Source organism: Clostridium sp. AF34-10BH (genome assembly GCF_003478095.1).
Taxonomy (GTDB): Bacteria; Bacillota; Clostridia; order Lachnospirales; family Lachnospiraceae; genus Acetatifactor; species Acetatifactor acetigignens.
Genome location: NZ_QUEC01000032.1, coordinates 1 through 22,130 on the forward strand (window position 1 = coordinate 1; position 22,130 = coordinate 22,130).

Consider the following 22,130-nt stretch of genomic DNA (forward strand, 5'->3'; position numbering starts at 1 on the left):
TAGGTCACAAATGTTTTTCAAAAAACACTTGACTATTTATAGTTTGTCACCTCTTACTGTTATATGCATGATAGCATAAAAACGTTTTTATTTCTACTGTCCAAATCTAAACATTTTATATACTTCTTATTTGCAGATACTTCTTTCTGTCTTTTCTTGTTTTACTCCGCAAAGTAATACAACTTTCTGTATCCTACTGAACAATGATGTCTCGTGATTTTAAAATCCTGCATAACCTACCGTATACAAAAAACCGACGAAATCTTAATGACAGCCATGTCAAATAAGATTTCGCCGGTTTTTAATGTTAGATCATACAGAACATATATACTCTTTTACTTTTTCTTACGCAGATAGAAATATCCTGCAGCACATCCTGTCAATACTATTACAATCACAATAGGAATCCAAATTTTTCCTGCTTTGCTGTGATTACGGTTCTGGCTCTCTGTGTTGTCATTTTCTGCGGAAACTGCTTCCGACGAAGCATCCTTGGACAGATTCTCTACATCCATAGGCTCGTCAGCCATAACCAGCAGATATTCGCTGGCATGCTCATAGTTGAGTTCAACCCATCCGCTGTCTGCCACCTGACCGAACGCAACTAACTCCATTGCTGCATTGTCAGGGTTATAGTAGAAGAGATTTGCATATTTACCGATATTCTCTGTACCAAGACGGACTGACAGTTTTGCGGTCATGCCGAAGCTTCCGTCGTGTACCAGTGACAAAGGAATATAATCATGTCCCTGTGTCGTCTGTGTTATCAGTTCAGCAGGAATCCGATCCGCTGACCTAAGGATTCCGAAATCAATATCTCCTACATTTTCTGTGATCTCCTGTCCTTCAATGATCCATGCCAGTTCCTCCTCGATTTCGATTCTCAGAGACAGGTTGCTTCCCATTACGCTTTGCAATACTTCTGCAGGAACAACGGTGTCGCTGCCTGCCACAATATAGATCTCTTTATTGCTGCTATCACTTACATTCTGACGAATATTTTCAAGGATATCCTTCCATCCGATTGCCTCAGCCTCACCGGCTGCATTGATTATGGTTGCTCCTGTTTTTTCTGTCTTCTGTGTTGTTGCCGGAACGGTCGGTGTCGCATTTACCATATCACTTGGTGTTGCACCCACTGTAGGATGAACAGGTCTTGCTGTTGCTACCGGAACCGGAGTTGCGGTTGCTGCCACAGGAGAATTCGAGGTGTTGTTGTCCTTGTCATCCTCATGATTGGAATCGTTTGAGGGCGTTGCCGTAGGTGCTGCCGTAGGCTTTGGACTTGCCGTAGGTGCTGCCGTAGGCTTTGGACTTGCCGTAGGTGCTGCCGTAGGCTTTGGACTTGCCGTAGGCTCCGGAGTCGGGGTAACTTCTGCATCCTTCTGCGCTTTTGCCACTACAATAAAGCTGACCTGAACGGCACTGGATGTAGCTGCATTCGGCGAAATAGTTATCGTCAGAGTTCCTTCTTCGCCTACCTCTACATTTTCATACGTAAGAGTATCGTTTACATTATTCTGGTAATTGTATTTCTCTGTTACTACCTTATCATTCAGACTGATATCCGCATAGCGTTTTCCATCCCACCAGCTGGAGGGGTCAAACATACCCACATAAACATTATATTTTCCGGCTTCCAGATCAAACCGATAACTGATGCTCTGGGTCTTGTCTGTTGCATAACGCATACTTTGATAAATGTCATCTGTGCTGTTACGCAGCTTTCCTTCTGCTCCTACATATCCAAATCCTGTTTCTGTACTGTAGGCGCCATCATATACATCCACTGTATGTAACAATGTATTGCCGAGCTGTTTCATGATGGAAGTATAATCTACACTTACCGGTGCTTTCGATGCATTTGCAAAATAAACTGCATTTTTCGGACATACCAGCATTTCTGTTGAGATCTCCGCGTTCCGGCAATCGATGAGTTTACCGGTGACAGTGGTTCTGCCGATGACCTGATAAGAACTCTTGTCCCAGGCAACCTTACTCTCCACAGTCTGTCCCTTATAGCTTACCGTGACTTTCTCCGGCAAATTACTGCCGTCCATCCATGTGATCTTGGGAAGTGCAGTCTGTATGCCAACCGGGATCAGATCTTCCAGTTCTTCTGTCTTCCAGTTGGTGCGATTCAGAATCGCAATAGTATGGGAAGTGGCATCTACCTGTAAGGGCAGCCAGACAGTACGGCTGTCGGATAATTTGTTGCCATTCCAACGGTCTCCCATATAAATGAACTTTCCTGCAGCTGCATCAATCGGAATAATATATGTCACCTGTGTATCAAAACATTTTCCGGTATCATTCTTTGCCGGGTTTCCTACTTTTTCCCAGCCGCTTAGAATGTTCTGACTGCGATAGTAGGTATGTGCGGTGCTGTTCCAGCCATCCGTTCCGCTCGTAATCATGTAATACCAACCATCGTATTTCATGACAGCGGGTGCTTCTCTGCTATTGTCAGATACCAGACGGGCTACCATCTGTTGATTGTCCGCTGTATTACCCTTGGCAGCGAGCCCGGTATAATCACTGTTCAATAGAGATGCATACAGCTTTGCATTCATCTCACTGGAGTAGATTACATAAGCATCCTTTGCTCCGTCTGCATTTGCATCCACATCATCGACAAACACAGTCATGTCTCTGGCTTCGCCCAACCGCTGTGCATTCAGGCTCTCATCATAATTCATACGGGTCATATTTACCACTTTGAAAGGTCCGAATGGTGTATCACTTGTTGCAAAACCAACCATAGCGCGGCTGTATCTGCTGGCTTCACAGTTGCCCTGCATACCGTTCTTCACCCAGTTGTACAGCTTTTCATTGTTGTACAAAGGTCCATCTGCATGGAAAATAATGACAAATTTCTTTGTCTTTTCATTATAGACCATCTTAGGTCGCTCAGTAATGCAATAATTACCATACATTCCCTCGAAAGCAAGCTGTAATCTGGATACGGTCTGGGTTCCATTGGTCTTGCTGTCAGGGTACAGGAAGCTACCTGCCTCTACCTTTGTCTCATCATAACTCTTTGCAATCCAAGATATATCCTCAGCGCTCGTTGGCTCTTTCTCAAACTCTGTGACATAAGCTCTTAAGAACAGCTTGACATCACGGAATTCCGCTTCGGTGACACCCTCTGGTGCTGCGGACAGCTTTCCCCATGCCTTCAGAGTCTCGAAATTGGTATTACTGAGCTGCATTGCAGGATAACTCTGAGTCGTTCCTGTTCCATTTGCTCCTGCGGAGGAAGTGATTGCTTTCTCTGCGGATTCTTCAATCGGCAGGATGCTGCTCTGAAGATACAGTACTGTTCCCTTGTCGGTCCAGTTGTAAAGATCGGTAGAAACATAACATTTTACACCATCTACCGGTCTGGTGTTGTTGGTCTTATCTTCTCCATACCACAGATATACGGTCTTACCCTCTGTGATCTGTCCGTCACCATCGAGGTCAATATTGACGCATCCCTCTCCGGTTCCTTCTTTCATGGCTGCTGCGGAACCGCCGTGTGCCTGCATCGCCTTTCCGTTCGTATCACGGATGACACTGCCTGATGTACCGGGAATACTGTCATTCGGCTGAATTTCCTCGGCATCTCCGGTCCGGCTGACAACGAGCCAGCTGATGACAGGAGCCTGTGTTCCGGTTGCAGTGATCGTATAGGTTACGGTCTGTTTGGTTCTTACGTCAAAAGAATAAGTATTTACAGCATTCGGATTGCTGCCGTCTACCTGAATCGTTCCGGCATCCAGTGTAATATTATCCACTGTTACTGTCAGGTTCATCGGTCTGGTCATTCCCCACCACTCTCTGTGTGCAGAGGTAATGGTGTATTCACCGGGATCTAAAGTCAGCGCGTAGGTCAGAGTTTCGCCTGATTTGTTATTGTTCCCGTAAATACCGGTTGCTGTCTTATCTGTAGTATCGGTGTAACTCTTGGTTCCCGCGTCAGTATCCACCAGCCCCCAGCTATTGCCGGAGGTCTTTAACTGATCCGCAGTCTGGTTCAACAGCGCACTTCCTCTGAGTTCCTTCACTGCTGCAAAGGCTTCCGTTTTTGCATCTGCATCCGGAGTTCCCTTTACCATATCAATAAAATATACCGTATTCTCCGGCACCACTTCTACCGGAATCGTCACTCCGAGACTTGCTCCGAAGCTGTTGACACCATCCTGCACCACACCGGTGACACTGGTCGTCGCATAAGCTTCCGAGAAATGTTCCGCCGTATTATTGCTCCATACGATAGGCTTTGTCACTACAGTTCCATTTCCTGTTTTTACTTCTACCGTAGCCGGCAAATTCTTGAGGGTCTGATTCTGCTCAACTGCATAAGCTGCAGGAAATTTTGTTTCTACGCTGACAAGCACATCATCACCGATCTGGGTTGTCTCACCCAACGCATACAGTGCATCTATTTTCAGGGTACCACTCTTTACTACTACTTTGATATTATGATCTGCAAGGCTCAGACCACTATAGCTGTAAGACTCATAACGACTTGCAGCTGCTGTGGTCGAAACATTCTCCGCTACAAGGTTGTTATCTACATAGACATCCAGCTTCGTCCCGGCGTTGTTAGGTCCAATAATTGCAAATCCCGCACCATGGATAGGGAAACTCACTGTTGCACCGCTTCCGCCTGATACAGACAAGGTACGATACCAGTTGTCCGCACTGCCGCTTCCGGGATTGTCGATTGTCCAACTTCCCTCATAGCTTACGCTGTCATCCTGTCCATCCACCATAGACAACGCATAAGCACATCCTCCTGCAATCTTCTCAATGAGAAGGTTATCATAATATACCTGATGCCAGTTGTTGCTGATCTTGACGCGACCGGACAGCATCGGAGATGCGTCCTGATAGCTTGTGACCTGTTCTCCGTTGATAAACGCGGTAATCATGTCGCCAAGGGCTGCCAGCTTTAATTCATATTTGCCATCTGTTGTGGCTGTTACCGTTCCATTTGCTACAGCACTGCCTACGCGGTACAGTTTCCAAGATCCGGCACCGTTAATCTCCAGCGTATAGCCGCTCTGGTTCCAGTTCATGCCTGTCTGGGTGCGGATACCCAGTCTCGCATAGGTCGATGCAGATGTCTCCGGAATCTGGACATCAATTTTTGTCACATAATCCATCCATCGGAAATCACCGACGATCGTCGAAGGCTCTCCACCGTTCCACTGTCCCACACTGGTCGTCAGTTCCGATTTTAATCTGCCGTTCTCTACAATGTAAGCGCCATGCGTATCCAACATATAACGTGGCTCATTGCCTCTTGCCGTCAGATAATCTACACTGGTGGTTTTCCCGGTTTTAGCATTATACTGTTCCATTTCCGGTTCTTCTGTATACTCGAAATCATCCGCATAAAGTACATTATCCGTTGTATTCTGATTGCGTCCGGTACTGTCAGTATCCAAAACCGTTCTGTCCTCGTTATGGATTTCTTGTTCCGGTGTTCTTGCAGGTGTCGTATTCAGTGTAGTTGCTGTTACCATCCCATAAGCCGGAACTGTTACATACCAGCAACCGTTCTGCTGTTCTGCATCTGTATCACTCTTTTGTAAATAGCTATCTGTTGTGGTTGTCCATATTTTTAAGGTTGCATCGGAGGCTACTGCCATATCCTTTGCAGTAATCTTAAAGGTTTTTTGATTTCTTGTGTTATTTACAAAAATTACAGAAAAGTCTTTTTTATCCGGAGATACCAGTGTCATATAGCTGGCTTTCCCATCCATCCCTGCTGTCTGATGCTCATTGTCACTGGAGCCGAAGGATCCGGAGGTTGCACCGGTGATAACACGCCAGATTTCATTCTGGGAAGGGTCGGTATCCTCCCATCCGGTGACTGCAAACTGAGAGAAATGTGCAATCATGTACAATGCCGGATCATAATGGATATAACCGCTCCAGGGATCTCTGGCACTTAACAGCTCTTTATGGCCATACTGGATGCCTTCATAGAAGGAACCGATAGCCGGCTGGAAAATATAGTGGGTTCTGCGAGATCCGGTAAACGCATTGATAAAGCTGTCTGCCAGAGCCAACGGACTCTGATATCCTCCGATCGTTCCACCACCGTATTCACTCGTCTTGTTTTCCTGTAACTCTGTATAACCAAAGGTTGCACAACCCTCGCTGTACCATACCTCCTTGTCGTCCACATCCGCCATTTTGATGTAATCCTCCGTGGCACTGGTACGATAATGGAAACCAATGATATCTACTGCATTGTAGAGATCATTGTCGCTTCTCATGGAAGGTACGATTTGCAGGGTCTTATTCTCGTCAGAAGCAATAATTCTGATATTGTGATAAGCGTCAATCGCTGCCTGATCCATATAGTCCGGGAAATCTGTTTCTTTTTTTACCCGGTTGGAAAACCATTTGATAAAGTCCTCATTAGGGTCTGTTGTCTCGTTCTTATCAGGATCTACGAAATCTACGACATAACCATATTTTTCATAGGCATCAAAAATGGTCTCCTTGTACCATTTATAAACTGCTTCATATCCTGCACCGGTACGGTCACTGCTCCATTTGGAAGCAACCCATGCCGGCATCTCCCAACGCAAAATACTGATCTTGACATTCGGGTTGATCTTCTTCGCATCAGCTGCCATGACAAATCCCGGAGAGCGGGAAGCATCCGCTTCTTCGTTCTCATAACGCATGGTACAGGCTTCTGCTCCGGTAGAATTATTTCCGTCATTTCCCATTTCCATCTTGATATGGGTAAACAAAGGATATTCTCCACCGAAAAGATACTGCATCATGTCCCAGTATTGATCAGGATGCTCTGCCTTGTAATCCAGAAGCAGGTTACTGGTACTGTTACCATTTAACATGCCAAAGCCCTTATAAGTCAGACCATTGATATTAGCTGCTGCCTTATCAACATCTGCACCTGATATCACTATGTTTCCGTCTGTCTGGACAGCGCCTTTGATGGCATCCAGTCTTGCCTGTGTTTCCGTAATGGCTTCTTCCTCTGTTGCAGCTGCTGCCTTGACAACAATATTGTCATAAGTACCGTTGCACAAATAGTTGGTTCCATAAGCTGCACCGATTCCGGCAGCCAGATTGGTAGTATTACTTAATTTAAACCCTATTCCAGTGGCATTCAGTACCTTTGCTCCGTCACAGTATAATGCCACATAGCCTTGCTGTTCATCCTCGGTATACACAATAGAAAGCGCATGCCAGTCCCCTGCAGTAAGAGCCGTTGTCAGAGGATAATCCTTTGCTCCTGCATTGGTACCCACTCTCAGCACAGACTGATTCTGGGACTTTGCCGGAATTACACGGAAAGCAGTGGAATCGGAATTACCAAGAAAAACAGCAGCACGGCTCCCCGTTTCTTCTTGTATGTAATTGTATTTTAAATTGAGATTATATGTAAACTGCTTTCTCTGGAAAAAATCAGGTGCATTTTTTATGGTTGCGCCTGCCTTAGAGATACCACCACTAGTCCAGCCACCTGTCACAGAAAGCTGCTTTCCTGTGCCGCTGTCTGCTTCTAAGGAAGCATCAGAAAGAACAGTGAGCTGATTATTGTCTTCCAGAGCCTGTCCAAAATATTCCGATTCCTTTGTGATATATTTTGATACTCCAAGCCAGCTTAAAACAGGAGCCTGCTTTGCCGTACTCTTTAAGGTATAAGTAACCGTCTGGGCAGTATCCAGCGTAAAAGTATAAGAAAATTGTGCTGTTTTTACACTTTTGCTAACAGATACACTTCCAATGGTTGTTTCTCCTGCGTCTGTTTTTAACAGCACATCCATAGGACGGGTTTTGTCCCACCATTCTCTATGTCCTGAAGTAATAGTATAGGTGCCTGCCTCCAGATACAGATCATAAGACAACGTTTCTCCAATGGCATTATTTTTTCCATAAATACCGGTGGCTGTTTTATCAGTAGTCGTATTCTTATATCCTTTGGTTTGCGCATCCGTATCTACCAGACCCCATGCAGTATCCGCCGTCTTTTGCTGATCATAGACGGTATTGATCAGCTGGTCACCTGCTAATGTCTTTACTGCTTCATAAGGCTCTGTTGTAGTTTCCGAAAAATCTTTTGTTACATTATCGATAAAATATACAATTCCTTCCGGTACAACATCAACCGTATAGCTGGTTCCATCCGCCGCCTTTGCCGTAACCGCGCTGTACGACTCGCTGAAAGTATCTACCGTCACATCTGCATCCCATGTGATTCCTTCCGGAATTTTTCCTGTATAAGTTGCAATATGTGTATTGGAAGCTTCCAGGCTTATTAATGCGATTCCGTCTCCTTCTGATACGGAATCCGCCTGTGGGGCACCACACTCCGTTCCTGTTTCTTCTCTCTCCTTTATAACTACGTTTCCATCAGATACAGAACCTGTGGATTGCGTATTGCCTTCTGTTCCGGCTTCTGTATCAGTCTCTGTGCCCCCAACAGGCTGTTCTGACTGTACATCCGCTGCCAATGCATCTATCGGCACCGAACCTGCCGTCAGACCTGCACAAAGCAACAGAGTCAATACTGTTTTCGCTACTTTACATGTTTTTTGCTTCATACAATCCTCCCATAATTATTTACAACAATACATCTTTATTATAAAAAATAAGACAGATTGTACAAAATGCAATAAATTACTTTTTACTTCCTTTTTTCTCTATGATTTTTATGATTATTTTTGTAAGTGTTTACATATAATGTAAAAAATTATGCAACTATATACTTTTTTAATATTTATGTTTCAACAATTTACAGTATACATAATACTTTTATTTCATATAAAAACAATGGAGCCTGCAAATAGCAAAACTCCACTGCAATTTCTATATATTCAGATTACTTCCGCATCCACTCTGGTCACTATTTCCTGTTCCCCTTTGCTGATATGGTATTTCACTGCCGGGATCTTGGTCTTGGTGTAGAGCAGGTTAGTGTTGGGATCTACGGTGATCATGTAGCCTACGGGCGGCTTGTCTGCCACTTCGTTAACCTGTGTATTTTCATCCAATACCGCACTGACAGTACAACTGCAGAATTCGTTGCTGGCCTGGGCGGACATACCGTCCACCTTTTCCGCAAAGCCGACCTCTTCAAAATCACCTCTGCTGACAGCAAATCCACAATCATATGCCACGCACTCGATCTCACTTGTGATCTTATGTACTCTGGTATGTCCGCCTGCATCCGGAGTGATCGTCGTCTCTACTGTGATGCCCGGATAGGGACTCCACTTTGACCATACCCCTGTGTCCGTGATCTTTGATGCCTCACAGATCCGGCGCACGTAGACATACCCATTGATCCAGAAAGCCAGCATATTATCCGGTGCATTTTCATGCAGCTCATATTCGGACTTTGCCACACTGATACTGAATCGGGTATCGTAGGCGAATTTTCCGTATTTTGCCACGATCTGTCCGTGTCCATTGGGGCTGTAGACACCCGGGGCAAATGCCGTCGTATGATTGCCGTAATGGTAGACAAACAAATCGGCGTATTTCTGGGGACAAGCAGACGACAGTTTCGGCAACGGTGCTTCCTCTGCACTCCAGAAGGGATGATCGTCGGGAAGCAATAAAAAGGCAAATACCTTCATACCCCAGTAAGGAGATCCGGGCGCATTGTACCGCTCTGCCATGGTCAGATTCGGATAACCGTATCCTATCGTCAGTACATGATCTCTGTCGAAAATCGGCCGTTTCAGCCAGTTTTGCAAATGTCTTGCTATCAGTCCCTTCATCACGGGAACCGGGAACGGCTCCAGTCCTGCCAGCAGGCAGACACTGAAAAAGCTTACCTGTGAAAAACGATAGGTCAGGGATCTGCCGAAAGGAATGGCCTCGCCCTCTTCATCGAACCAGTAAATGAACTGCTTTGCGAACTCCATGGCTCTCGCCTTGTATTTTTTTGCCCGTTCCGGATCATCTTTTTCCATAATTACGGCATAGATCAGGCTGTAAAAATGAATAGCAAAAGAAATATAGTAATCCTTCTGTCCGGAATCTCCGTCCTGATACCAGCCTTCACCCAGATAGAAGGTCTCCAGCCCTTCCAGATATTCTTCCAGCATCTCGGGGCTATACCGGCGTCCCACCTTTTTCATTGCAATGTTCACCAGTACGGCGAACAGGATCCAGTTGCACACCGGCAAGGGATGTTCGTTGATCTTGTTTAAGTAGTTACAGAGGTTCTCTTTCTGTTCCTCCGTGAGAGGATCCCATACCACTTCAGGGGCAAACATGATGCCATAGGAAATAGCTGCCATCTCCACGAATCTCTGGTCAAAGGAAGTACATTCTCCCCAATATTCCGGGTTCTTCTCATCGGTTCCTGCGGTGAGACCCTTGCGGTAGATCTCTTCAAATTCCGGCTCTTTTCCCCCACCTGCCCAAAAGGGCACCAATCCCCATAAGGGGCGGGAAAAGGCTTCCATCCATGTGGCACCGATGTCATAATGTGCCATGGTAACGCCCAGGGTCAGTCTCGCCTTTTCCTCACTGTAATAAGGCTTTAACGGATTTAATATCGATAACATACAGTCCTGAAAATCTTTTTTGCTATGTAAGTTCATGCAGTTAGTCCCTCCAAAATAACAAACGTAGTAACTATATTCCTATATTAGAAATACTTCTTACAGAAGCCCAGACAGGATGCCATGCCGAAGATGTTTGTCGTAGAGTGTGAGATTTTCTTGAAAAGTGGTCTGGCAACAGGGCGAAAGCGAACACGATGTTCGCGTCAGCCGATCGTCGACATGGATGTCGACTGTAGGCGGGCCCGTCATAATGAGAAAAACTAAGCCACTTTTCTTTAGAAAATCCACACTCGGAGACCTTACATCAAGGCATGCGTATCTGTATGGGCTTCGTATGATATCAATTTAATATAATCTACCAGTACTCTCTCCAATCCTTCAATAACCGGGTCAGTGCCTCCATGTAGAAGTAGTCTCCCCAGGAATTGCACTCATCCACGCCGTAATGATTACAGGTATTGTAAGGAGAATGATTTGAGTAAGTGCTGTGCAGCACCAGTCCGTTGGATTCCTTCGGATCCTTTACGGCATAGCCCACATAGACAGACCGCATGATCTGTTTTGCCAGTGTAATGTAATGCTCTGCTTCTTCCGGCTCCAGGTATTTCGCCATCTCCAGCATACCGCAGGCTGCAATGGATGCAGAGGAGGAATCTCTCGGCTGGTCATCCCCGTCGGTGAATTCCAGATCCCAGTACGGTACCAGATCCTTGGGCAGATGTTCCAGGAAATATTCCGTTACATGGCGGAACAGGTCGATATATTCTTTTCTTCCGGTATAACGGTAAGCCAGTGCCATACCGTAGACACCCCAGGCCTGACCTCTCGCCCAGGCGGAACCGTCACGGTATCCCTGACAGGTGGCACCATGATCCGGCGCACCTGTCTTCATATCGAAGAAGAAGGTATGCCAGGTAGAATAATCCTCACGGATCACATTTGCTACTGCTGTATGGATGTGCTTCTCAGCAATATCACGATACTTGGGATCCCCAGTCTCGTCGGATGCCCAATACAGCAGTGGCAGATTCAGCAGGCAGTCAATGATCAGACGGTAATTCTCCGGAGCATCCATGGGGCCCCAGGCCTGAATGAACTCGCCTACGGGATGATATCTGGTGATCAGCTGATCTGCTGCTTTGATAGCTGCTTCCCTGCCTTCCTTGCTTCCGATCAGCTTATAAGCTGCCACGCAGGAAGGAGAATACAGAAATCCCATATCGTGATGATCTACTTCGATCTTATTGTCAATACGGTCCAAAAAGCTCTTCACCTGCACCTCACCTGCTTTTTTCAGGCGTTCGTCCTGTGAATATTCATAGGCCAGCCAGATCTCTCCGGTCCAGAACCCACAGGTCCAGTAATTGTTCGGAATGGGCTGGTAGAAACCGTTCTCACTGTAGGCATTCTGGAACTGATCGGTAAATTCCGGCAGATCCCGGATCACCTGCTCCGTGGAAAACTGCAGAGCGTCTTTGATCTCCGCATCTGTGATCTGCGGATATTTCTTTTCGTCAAATGTTATCATAGTCTTATCCTTTACCTTACTATTCAGCCCCACCCCGCACATTCGCAAAACCGCCTCAGCGAGGCTTTACGGAATAACATGCCTGCATGGTTCTGAATATTCATTTTTATTATACAAGCCTGTGACATGGAACCGGCACAGGCTTGTGAAAATACATTGTTATCCGTTATCCCTTCAGTCCCGTAGAAGCAACACCTTCTACGAAGTATTTCTGCAATACCAGGAATACGATCAGCACCGGGATCAGTGACAATACCGATCCTGCCATGATCAGACCGTAATCGGAAGAATACTGGCTGATAAACATTTTCAGTCCCAGCTGAATGGTCTTCTTCTCCTGGCTCTTTAAGTAGATCAGGGGTCCCAGATAGTCATTCCAGGTTGCCACGAAGGTGAAGATCGTCAATGTGGACAATGCCGGTTTCGACAGCGGCAGCATAATGCTGGCATAGATTCTATACTCGCTCATGCCATCGATTCTGGCGGCTTCACACAGATCATCGGGAATGCCTTCATAGAACTGCTTCATCATGAATACACCGAAAGCGGAGAATGCCTGCAGGCAGATCATAGCCAGCAGCTTATCGTTCAGTCCCATTCTTCTCATCATGATAAACTGAGGTACCATATATACCTGCCAGGGCATTGCGATGGTTGCGATGTATGCCAGGAACAGTCCGTTCTTATGACGGAAGTCCAGTTTTGCAAAAGAGTATGCTGCAAAACTACTGGTCAGTAACTGTAAGAAAGTAACGATCAATGTCAAGTATACCGTATTTCCCACGAATCTGCCAAAGGGAATCTTCGTCCAGATCTTCACGTAATTGTCCCACCTGGGGTTCGCAGGGATCCATACAAAAGGATTCATCTGAAATACTTCTCTGTCACTCTTGATGGATGCGGAAAGCATCCACAGGAAAGGAATGATCATGACCACTGCGATCAGAATTAGAATCGCATATACGATCACTTTGCCAAAAACGGCTTTTTTATGTGCTGATTTCATAATCTGTGCGCCTCCTAACGTTTTACCCTGCCGTACACTTCAATCTGACTCAGTGCCGGGAAGGGGGATGGATCTTCTGCTTTGATCAGGTTGCAAAGCTCCAGCCAGGTGATCTCCTTCTCGGGGATTGGCAGTACATGTGCCCTGCTGCTCTTCTCTAAGGGAAATTCCTGTTCACTGCCATCGGAAAACCGGATTGTTACCTGCTGCCACCAGTTGTCATGCGGGAAATCGGATCTGGTGTACAACACGATCCTGTCTGCCAGTACCGGTCTGCCGAAGTCCAGCTTCATAGTTGCATCATCCTGCATGTTGATTCCCCAGGATTCGTAGGGCCATTCTCCGTGGGAGCGGTTCGCCCGGACACCGTCAATGGCGTTTTTCGCTGCGAATACACTCTCGCCTCTGGTCTCCACATTGGCTGTCGCATGCGGATAACAGGGAACATCCATATGCTGATCCGCAGGATTCAGTGCCAGGTTTCTATAGGCTGTGATCTCATCTTCTCTTGCGACTTCCGCATAGAGATAATGTTTATTTCCGGAAAATACCTTAGGGGACATGCTGATCCTTTTCTCCCCGAAGGGAACATAATAGGATACATTGTCGGTTATGTATACGAAAGCATCCCCAAGAGCATCATCCACCTGTAAATGTACATGTATATTTTTCTCATCGGTCTCCAGCACGATCCGGTCACCCTCTTCATAGGTATGGGTGCAGACCAGATCCACAAAATCCTCACCGCTGCTGACGCAGATGGTGTTGCTGTCCTTATCGAGAACCTTCAAAGCTAAGATTGCCATTATGCTTTCTCCCTCTTTGCCTGACCGCGGAACTGAATGATCGTTACGAACAGTACCATCAGGAACAGTACCATTGCTACAGAGCTGGAGTAGCCCAGATCCCAGTCAATAAATGCTTTCTGATAGATGTAGTATACAAGAACGGTTGCGGATGTGGTCAGCTCGCCGCTTCCACCGCCTGCCAGCATGATGGCGATATCGTACACCTTGAAGCAGTTGATGGTCAGCATGACTACTACGAAGAAGGTCGTGGAAGACAACTGCGGCCAGGTCACATAACGGAATTTCTGCCAGGTATTTGCACCGTCCAGACTGGCTGCCTCATACAGTTCAGCGGAGATTCCCTGTAAGCCTGCCAGGTAGATTACCATATAATAACCCATATATTTCCATACACTGAACAGAATCATGGAGAACAGTACCAGTCCGCCGGTGAACCACTGGGGAAGCTGATCCTGCGGTACATTGAAAACATTCAGCAGAATGTTGTTCACAGGTCCTTTCGAGGGGTGGAACAGCATTTTCCATACTGCGGTGATTGCTACCAGAGAAGCTACATATGGGAAAAAGGAAAGGGTTCTGAAAATACCTCTTCCTATTACTTTCTGATTTAACACGATGGCCAGTGCCAGAGATGCGATCATGGTCAGAGGCACGGTACCGATACAATAAATAATGGTGTTTTTAAATGCTGCGATAAAGAAAGTATCTTTCCACAGTCTTGTAAAATTACTGATGCCTGCCCACTGGATCGGGTTACTCCCGTCCCACTTCATGAAAGCAAGGGCAAAGGCAAAAATAATGGGGATCAAAGTAAATACGCAGAAACCGATAAAGTTAGGTGCAATAAAGGAGTAGGCCACCAGATCTCTTTTGGTTTGACGGCTTAATTTCCGCATAACAATTCTCCTTTCAAACGCTTTTTGTGTCATCTTTTGCGTCTTTTTCTGATAAGAAAGGGGCCGTAGGTACGACCCCTTAAGTCTTATTCAACATTCAACAAACATTCAATACTTTTATAGAGAAGATCTTCATTACTGAGCCTGAAGGTCAGCTACCGCTTTATTCATTGCAGCAATACCATCATCAATGCTCATCTCACCGGTCATGATACTTCCATGATAGGAATCCAGAGCGGAGTTGATCTCAGATACATTGGGAGCGTAAGGAACTTCCAGATACAGGTTGGATACAGTCAGAGCCTCCTTGCTGGCTTCATCGGTGGGGAATCCTTCCAGACCGGAGATCATGTCTACTACTTCATCAGTCATCATTGCAGGGAAGTTACCACTGGAAGCCATAACTGCTGCGCCTTCTTCACCGCTTACCCATTTAACGAAATCCCAGGACGCATCGGGAGTATCACTTGCAGTGGTTACAGCCAGACCGGTGATGGTACCCAGAGTAGAACCGGGCTCTACGCCTTCTGCATGGGGATACTTAACGATACCCCAGTTACCGCACAGGCTGGAATCATATTCGCCGGACTTCAGGTTGGACATCATGGTTGCGATGAACCAGGAGCCCATGTTCATCATTGCTACGTCTCCACCGGAGAATGCTGCGGAATAATGTAAACCTTCGGTCTTCAGATCCGTGTACTTTCTGCATACACCGTCAGCTTCCTGATTCAGAACCATCTCATAGTAAGGTTTGAAGAAATCATAGTTTCCATCCAAAATAGTATGCTTACCATCCAGAACACCGAACAGCTGAACTGCACTTCTCCATGTGTGATAATGAGCACCGTATACCTGAGAGCCGAAGGTGGTATCGGTCATCTCTCTTGCCAGAGCATCGTACTCATCAAAGGTCATATCGTTGGTAGGATAAGCAACACCCTTGGCATCAAACAGATCCTTGTTATAGAACAATACCCAGAAGTCATTTCTGAAAGGCAGCTCATACAGGCTTCCGTCTACAGTTACCTGATCGGTAACACCTGCGTATTTGCTTAAATCCACGCCATCTTTGGAGATGTAATCATCCAGGGAAAGAATAGATCCCTTCTGTACCAGCGTTGCATATCCGGGTACATCCTTGACGGTTACTACATCGAAATCGGATCCGCTGCCGGAAAGCTCAGTTGCCAGAACGGTCATGTAATCGGTAGAACCAAGATCTACCATCTCAATAGTTACACCGGGATGAGATGCTTCATACGCGTCCTTAATGTCACCCCAGTACTGTGTGGTCTCCTGATCCCAGATAGCCCACTTTAAGGTAACTTCTTCTGCAGGTGCTGCTTCGGTGGAAGCTGCTGCAGCCTCAGTGGTTGCTGCTGCGGGTGCCTCACCGGTGGAAGCTGCTGTGCTGCCGTTATCGGAGCTGCCGCAGCCTGCAAGCATGGTAGTCATCATTGCTGCTGTCAGTACTAAACTTAATACTTTCTTTTTCATGTAAACCCTCCTGTTAATTTGATACTATGTTACGTCTGTTACGAATCCGTTGTTATCGGTTCCTTGACTGTAACTAAAGTATAACGAAAAAGATCTTTCCGTAACATGGAAAAATTTATAATATAATTCACATTCTTTTATAATTTTTTTATCTTTTTTCTAAAAGTGCTTTCGGAAGATGTAATATTTTATTTTAATATGCACTTTTTTTAGCATCTTGTTTTTTCAACTACCGTTTTTCTTTCGTTATGTTATACTGAAAGCATGAAAAAGACTGTTTATCACTCAAAAAGCATACGAAATCGCATATTGCTCTTCACTCTGAGCGCCATTTTGGGAATGTGTCTGTTGATCAGCCTGTTCAGTTATTACATATTCCGGCACTATCTGCAGAACACCCTGATCCAGTCCACGGAGACCAGCCTGCGCCTGTTGTCGGAGTCTATGGACAACAGTATGGATGAAGTCTACCGGTTGGTCAGATATTGCCAGACAGATTCCAATATTGCCAATTATATTGAACATAACCCCAATCCCGGCTCTGTCCTGTCCGTATCCACTTATGATTCCTTCTACGAGGAATGCAGCCGGAATTCTTCTTATAATTATATGCCCAGAATTGCCATTGTCTCACAGGAGCATTATCTGCAGGTGGTAACCGCAACGTACTCTTCTACCGCAGATCTTGCAACGCTGATTCCGGAGCTTCCTTATTATGAAGAATTACTGACTGCCGATGATTATGATTTTTCGCCCGGTATTGTATCCGATCCTTTTCACCGTGCGGGACGTAAAGTATTACCTGTGATCCGTCCCATTACCTACCAATACAATAACAGGCAGGCAGGATATCTGTTCATCGAAATATCCGCAGATCTGTTCACCATACCTTTGAAAGATTACAGTTGTCCGTCAGACAGCTTTCTCTATCTGTCCATTGCAGGACATACCTATATTTATGAAAACGGAGGCTTGCAGGAATTTACGCCCGAATATAGTATTCTTGATGACCTGAGCACATATTCTCTCACGGGCACCACACAGATTTCCAAAATCCACAGTGCTACCATGGGAGAACAGATTCTGGTCACCACTCCGTTAAATATGCCGGACTGCTACTTAAGTCAGAGTATTTCACATGCGGAGCGGACCAATCAGGCGGTTTTGTTCATGGGAATCCTTGCCTGCATCCTGATCGGCATTTTGTCTATCGGTGTCGTTCTGATGCTGTTGATGAATCGTATGATCACGGTACCTGTATCCAGGCTGCAGACACGGATGGTACGCATCGCCGGCGGAGACTTCTCCAGAGATCCCAGCGTGGAATGGGATCACGAACTGGGGGATATCGGACGGGGAATCAATGATCTGTCGGAAAATGTATCGGAACTTATGGAGAAACGACTGGAAGATGAGAAACAGAAACAGGATCTGGAATACAAGATGCTACAAAGCCAGATCAATCCTCATTTCCTGTATAATACACTGAACTCTATCAAATGGATGGCAACCATACAGGGGGCAACCGGTATCTCCGAGATGACCACCTCCCTGTCCCGTCTGTTAAAAAGTATTTCCAAAGGCACCAGCCTGTTGATCGATATCCGGGAAGAATTATCTCTGTTGGAGAACTATTTCACCATTCAGAGCTACCGCTACGGCGGCACCATTACCATGGACATTCAGGTGGATAATGAATCTCTGTACAACAGTGAGATTATCAAGTTTACATTGCAGCCTCTGGTGGAAAATGCAATTTTCCACGGTATCGAACCGAAGGGCTGTGCCGGACACATCCGGATACATGTCGGCTATGAGACATCGGACAACACCGAAAAGATCCGTATTGATGTCACAGATGACGGTGTAGGCATGACAGCGGATAAAGCTGCACAGGTATTACGCTCCAACGACGACAGTTCTGCGGATTTCTTCCGGGAAATCGGTGTCAGCAATGTGCATAAACGCTTACAATACCAATTTGGTGCAGAATATGGCATTACCATAGAAAGCAAAGAAGGGGAATATACGACGATGTCCATACACATACCGAATATTCCTCTGCATAACAATGAAACTGTTTCATCCGAAACTATTTCATCTGAAAACACTTAATCCGGACAGACATCTGTCCAGAACGGAGTTACTATGTATCAGCTTTTAATCGTAGATGATGAGCCTTTGGTTCAGGCGGGTATCCGCTCCATGCTGAACTGGAATGAATTAAATATCGAGATCTGCGGCACTGCCATGAACGGTCAGGCAGCTCTCAGGATCATCGAGGAAAAATCTCCTGAGATTGTGATCACGGATATCAAAATGCCCGTAATGAGCGGTCTGGATCTCGCAAAAGTATGTAGGGAACGCTATGGTGAAAACTGTCCGTACTTTATCATCCTTACCAGCTATGAGGATTTCCAGATGGCCAGAGATGCTCTGTCCTATCAGGTATCCGATTATCTGGTGAAGCTGGAGCTGACACCGGAAGTATTGAAAAATGCCATAGACCGGGTACTCACACAGATCTCCCGTTCCCGGAAAAAGCAGATGTCCGCCGTAAATATTCATCCCTTTTATGACAAGTTCCTGATCAGTCTCCTTCATGACCTGTTCGAGTCCGAAGAACAGTTCCGTCTGCAGAGCAGAGATCTGAATCTGAATTTCGATTACGTCGCTTATGTGTGCTGTTACGGAGAGATCATCAGCCCTCAGGCCGATCAGATGTCTGCCGAAAAGCAGATGCCTCTGTTTACCAGTTCACTGCAGATGATCCGGGAACTGGGCGGTAAATATCTGCCGCTGTATGCATTATCCCTGGATCTGCGCCATTTTGCACTGATTTTCTGCTTTGCGGATGCCGTAGGTACCGATGATTATGTAGAAAATCTGACGGAGATTCTGCACAATATCAGTGGAACTCTGCAAAACTACTATAATGTGTCGCTACGCTGCGGCATCGGCATCCCGGTTCAGACGCCTGGTACCATCTGTGATTCCTACCAGTACGCGAGACAGATTTTTCAAAATACGGAATCCCATGACGCGATAGTAGCATTTGATACCGGTCATTCACAGGAAAAGGCTAAGAATTCCTTCAATATCAGCCTGTTTAAGAATGATCTCACCAGAGCTTTTGAAGAATATGATCCTGATATTTTACATAACACGATTCAGTCGATCTGCGATCTGTTCCGGGATCACCCGGGGCACTATGTGCAGGCTCTGGACGCTGCCAGCAATATTCTCTATCTGTCGATTTCGCTTTTACAGGACGGGGAATCTATTGTGTCCGGCTTTTTTGCGGAAGATCCGGATGGCTACCGTTCCCTCTATAAGCAGTCCAATGTGGATCACGTGATCCAGTGGCTGCAATTCTTCTGCGGACAACTGTGCGAATTGTTCCAATCCCGTCGAAAGGATTATAAAAACCACATCGTAACTAATGTTCGGAAATATATTAATGAACACGTTAGCGAGCGGTTGTCCCTGAATGAGGTGGCCGCGGTCTTTGGCATCAGCCCGAATTACTTAAGCCAGCTGTTCAGCAAATACAACGATACTGGCTTCAGTGAATATATCAACATCTGCAAGATCACGGAAGCCAAACGGCTGCTGGAAGAAGAAAATATGAAGGTCTACGAGGCCGCAGAGGCTCTGGGCTTCGAGAGTGCCTTCTATTTCAGCAAGGTATTTAAACGGGTGGAGGGTGTCTCCCCCACGGAATATGTGAATGGGAAATTTAATTAACATATTAACAATAAGAGGTAATTCACATGTCCGACACTTTATCAAATCATAATGTGTCCGAAAATAGACTATTATTAACTATAACCTATCTTTCTGTAACACAGACAACATTCATAACGGAGCATAACGATGAACAATCAGAACAATAAAACAGCTTATGCCAATCATAATATAGAAAAACGCTTTTTGGAAACAGCCGAAACTTTTCATGGTACTTTTCAGTCTTTCCGGCCTTTTCCGAAAGCTTCTATGCAGACATCCTATGAGACTCTCCCTGAGTCATTAAAAGAAAAACTCATTCAGGCAGGTGAGGAAAAACTGAATTACTCTTTTCCGGTGATCCGTACCACGGATTATATGCGTTTTAAAAGAGACGGTGACCGGGCTGCTTTTGAAGCCCTCTATTTCGCCAAACGCAATGCCCTGAATGATCTGATCCAGGCCGAATGTGTGGAACATCAGGGACGTTTTCTGGACGATATTCTCAATGGTATCTATTCCATCTGTGAAGAGACTGCCTGGCAGCTTCCCGCGCATAACTCCTATATCCGCGATACCCCGCAGTTGATCCTGCCGGATGTGACCAGGCCCGTCATGGATCTGTTCGCCTGCGAGACCGGTGCACTGCTGGCCTGTGCGGCTTATCTGCTGGAAGAAGAATTCAACGCTGTCAGCCCTTTTATCCTGACCTGCATCGAGGACAATCTGAAGCGACGGATCCTGCTGCCCTACCTGACCGCACATTTCTGGTGGATGGGACATGACGATGAGCCTATGTGCAACTGGACCGTATGGTGTACACAGAATGTACTGCTGACCACGTTCCTGATGCCCTGGAGTGTGGAAATGTCCTCTCGGTTGTCCTCTCCGGTGCGCACATTCTGCGGAAATGCTCCGTTGTTCCTGCCGGAGAATACGTCTGACACAGTTGTCACATTGCAGGCGATTCTGCATAAGGCCGCTGAAAGCTGTGATTATTTTCTCAAGGATTACGGCAATGACGGCTGTTGCGAGGAGGGTGCCCAATATTATCGCCATGCGGGACTATGTCTATACGGTGCCATGACTGTGCTGAACACGGTTACCGACGGTCATTTCGACACTCTGTTCCGGTGGGATAAGGTGAAAAATATTGCATCCTATATTCTGAACGTGCATGTGAATGATAAATACTATTTTAATTTTGCTGACTGCTCTCCCATCGCCGGTCGCGCAGGAGTACGGGAATATCTCTTTGGCAAGGCCACCGGGCAGGAGGATCTCTGCCTGTTCGCCGCAAAAGATTTCCAGGCGGGACAGGGTCAGCTTGTCACAGATGAAGTGAACGGTGGGAATCTGTTCTATCGTATGCAGACCGTATTTCATTATGAGGAATTGATGAAACAGGACACTTCCGGAACGCTTTCCCACCGGGATGTCTATTATCCCAGCGTAGGGCTGTTCCTCGTGCATTCCGATACTCTGGATCTGGCAGTCAAAGCCGGAGACAATGCCGACAGCCACAACCACAATGATACCGGCAGCATCACCTTATACAAAAATGGACTGCCCATTCTGGCGGATATCGGTGTGGAGACCTACACCCGGAAGACCTTCTCTCCCAGACGTTACGAGATCTGGACCATGCAGTCGGGATATCACAACCTGCCTACAATCTGCGGTACGGATCAGAAGGACGGTGTGGAATACCGTGCGGAAAATGTGATGACAGTTCTGACCGGAGCCGAACCGTCTATTTCCATGGAACTGGCTGCCGCCTATCCTGCCGCACAGTCCACCGTACCGGATCTGACCTATGTCCGCAGGGTGACATTAAAAAAGTCTTCCAACACTGTCGTATTGGAAGACCATACAAATGCACAAGATGTTATTCTTAATTTTATTACTTATGAAAAACCTGTTATTCTTTCTGACGGTAAACTCTCCATCGGAGAAGCATCTGCCTCCTTCGAAGGGGCTGATCTGCTTGCCATAGAAACTTTACCGATCACGGACGCACGCCTGAAAACGGCATGGGATCATGATCTGTACCGGATCCGGCTGAAGGGCAACGATGCCGTCTTCCGGCTGACTATTCAATAAAGCCTA

10 protein-coding genes are annotated in these 22,130 nt (G+C 46.2%); 3 read left to right on the forward strand and 7 right to left on the reverse strand.

The genetic code is table 11. The annotated features are described in order from the left end of the window. Positions 1-335: 335 nt before the first annotated feature. The 7 genes from DWZ61_RS16710 to DWZ61_RS16740 all read right to left on the reverse strand — a co-directional run bounded on the left by DWZ61_RS16710 (position 336) and on the right by DWZ61_RS16740 (position 16,295). Positions 336-8,579 carry a family 43 glycosylhydrolase gene (locus tag DWZ61_RS16710; RefSeq protein ID WP_118539774.1) on the reverse strand — a complete coding sequence of 2,748 codons (8,244 nt, stop codon included), beginning with the start codon at positions 8,577-8,579 and terminating at the stop codon, positions 336-338. Between the two features lie 273 nt (positions 8,580-8,852). Continuing rightward, positions 8,853-10,592 (reverse strand): DUF2264 domain-containing protein, encoded by a 1,740-nt coding sequence (locus tag DWZ61_RS16715; RefSeq protein ID WP_118539776.1) that lies wholly within the window; start codon positions 10,590-10,592, stop codon positions 8,853-8,855. Between the two features lie 319 nt (positions 10,593-10,911). Further along, positions 10,912-12,084 (reverse strand): glycoside hydrolase family 88 protein, encoded by a 1,173-nt coding sequence (locus tag DWZ61_RS16720; RefSeq protein ID WP_118539804.1) that lies wholly within the window; start codon positions 12,082-12,084, stop codon positions 10,912-10,914. A gap of 166 nt (positions 12,085-12,250) precedes the next feature. Next, on the reverse strand, positions 12,251-13,090 hold the full coding sequence (locus DWZ61_RS16725; protein ID WP_118504477.1) for a carbohydrate ABC transporter permease: 840 nt from the start codon (positions 13,088-13,090) through the stop codon (positions 12,251-12,253). A gap of 14 nt (positions 13,091-13,104) precedes the next feature. Next, positions 13,105-13,896, reverse strand: a complete 792-nt coding sequence (locus DWZ61_RS16730) for a carbohydrate-binding protein (protein WP_182427151.1) — start codon at positions 13,894-13,896, stop codon at positions 13,105-13,107. Then, a complete protein-coding gene (locus DWZ61_RS16735; protein ID WP_243026446.1) occupies positions 13,896-14,795 on the reverse strand; it encodes a sugar ABC transporter permease in 900 nt (299 codons plus the stop codon). Before DWZ61_RS16735 ends, DWZ61_RS16730 begins: the two co-directional genes overlap by 1 nt. Positions 14,796-14,930: 135 nt before the next feature. Continuing rightward, positions 14,931-16,295, reverse strand: coding sequence for a sugar ABC transporter substrate-binding protein (locus tag DWZ61_RS16740; RefSeq protein ID WP_022312007.1), 1,365 nt, complete (start codon positions 16,293-16,295; stop codon positions 14,931-14,933). Positions 16,296-16,634: 339 nt separating this feature from the next. Between DWZ61_RS16740 and DWZ61_RS16745 the strand changes: the two genes are divergently transcribed. The 3 genes from DWZ61_RS16745 to DWZ61_RS16755 all read left to right on the forward strand — a co-directional run bounded on the left by DWZ61_RS16745 (position 16,635) and on the right by DWZ61_RS16755 (position 22,124). Continuing rightward, on the forward strand, positions 16,635-18,410 hold the full coding sequence (locus tag DWZ61_RS16745) for a sensor histidine kinase (protein WP_242993680.1): 1,776 nt from the start codon (positions 16,635-16,637) through the stop codon (positions 18,408-18,410). Between the two features lie 33 nt (positions 18,411-18,443). Continuing rightward, complete coding sequence (locus DWZ61_RS16750; protein ID WP_118539780.1) at positions 18,444-20,042, forward strand: response regulator; 1,599 nt, start codon at positions 18,444-18,446, stop codon at positions 20,040-20,042. A 129-nt stretch (positions 20,043-20,171) separates the two neighbouring features. After that, positions 20,172-22,124, forward strand: a complete 1,953-nt coding sequence (locus DWZ61_RS16755; RefSeq protein WP_118539782.1) for a heparinase II/III family protein — start codon at positions 20,172-20,174, stop codon at positions 22,122-22,124. Positions 22,125-22,130 lie beyond the last annotated feature (6 nt).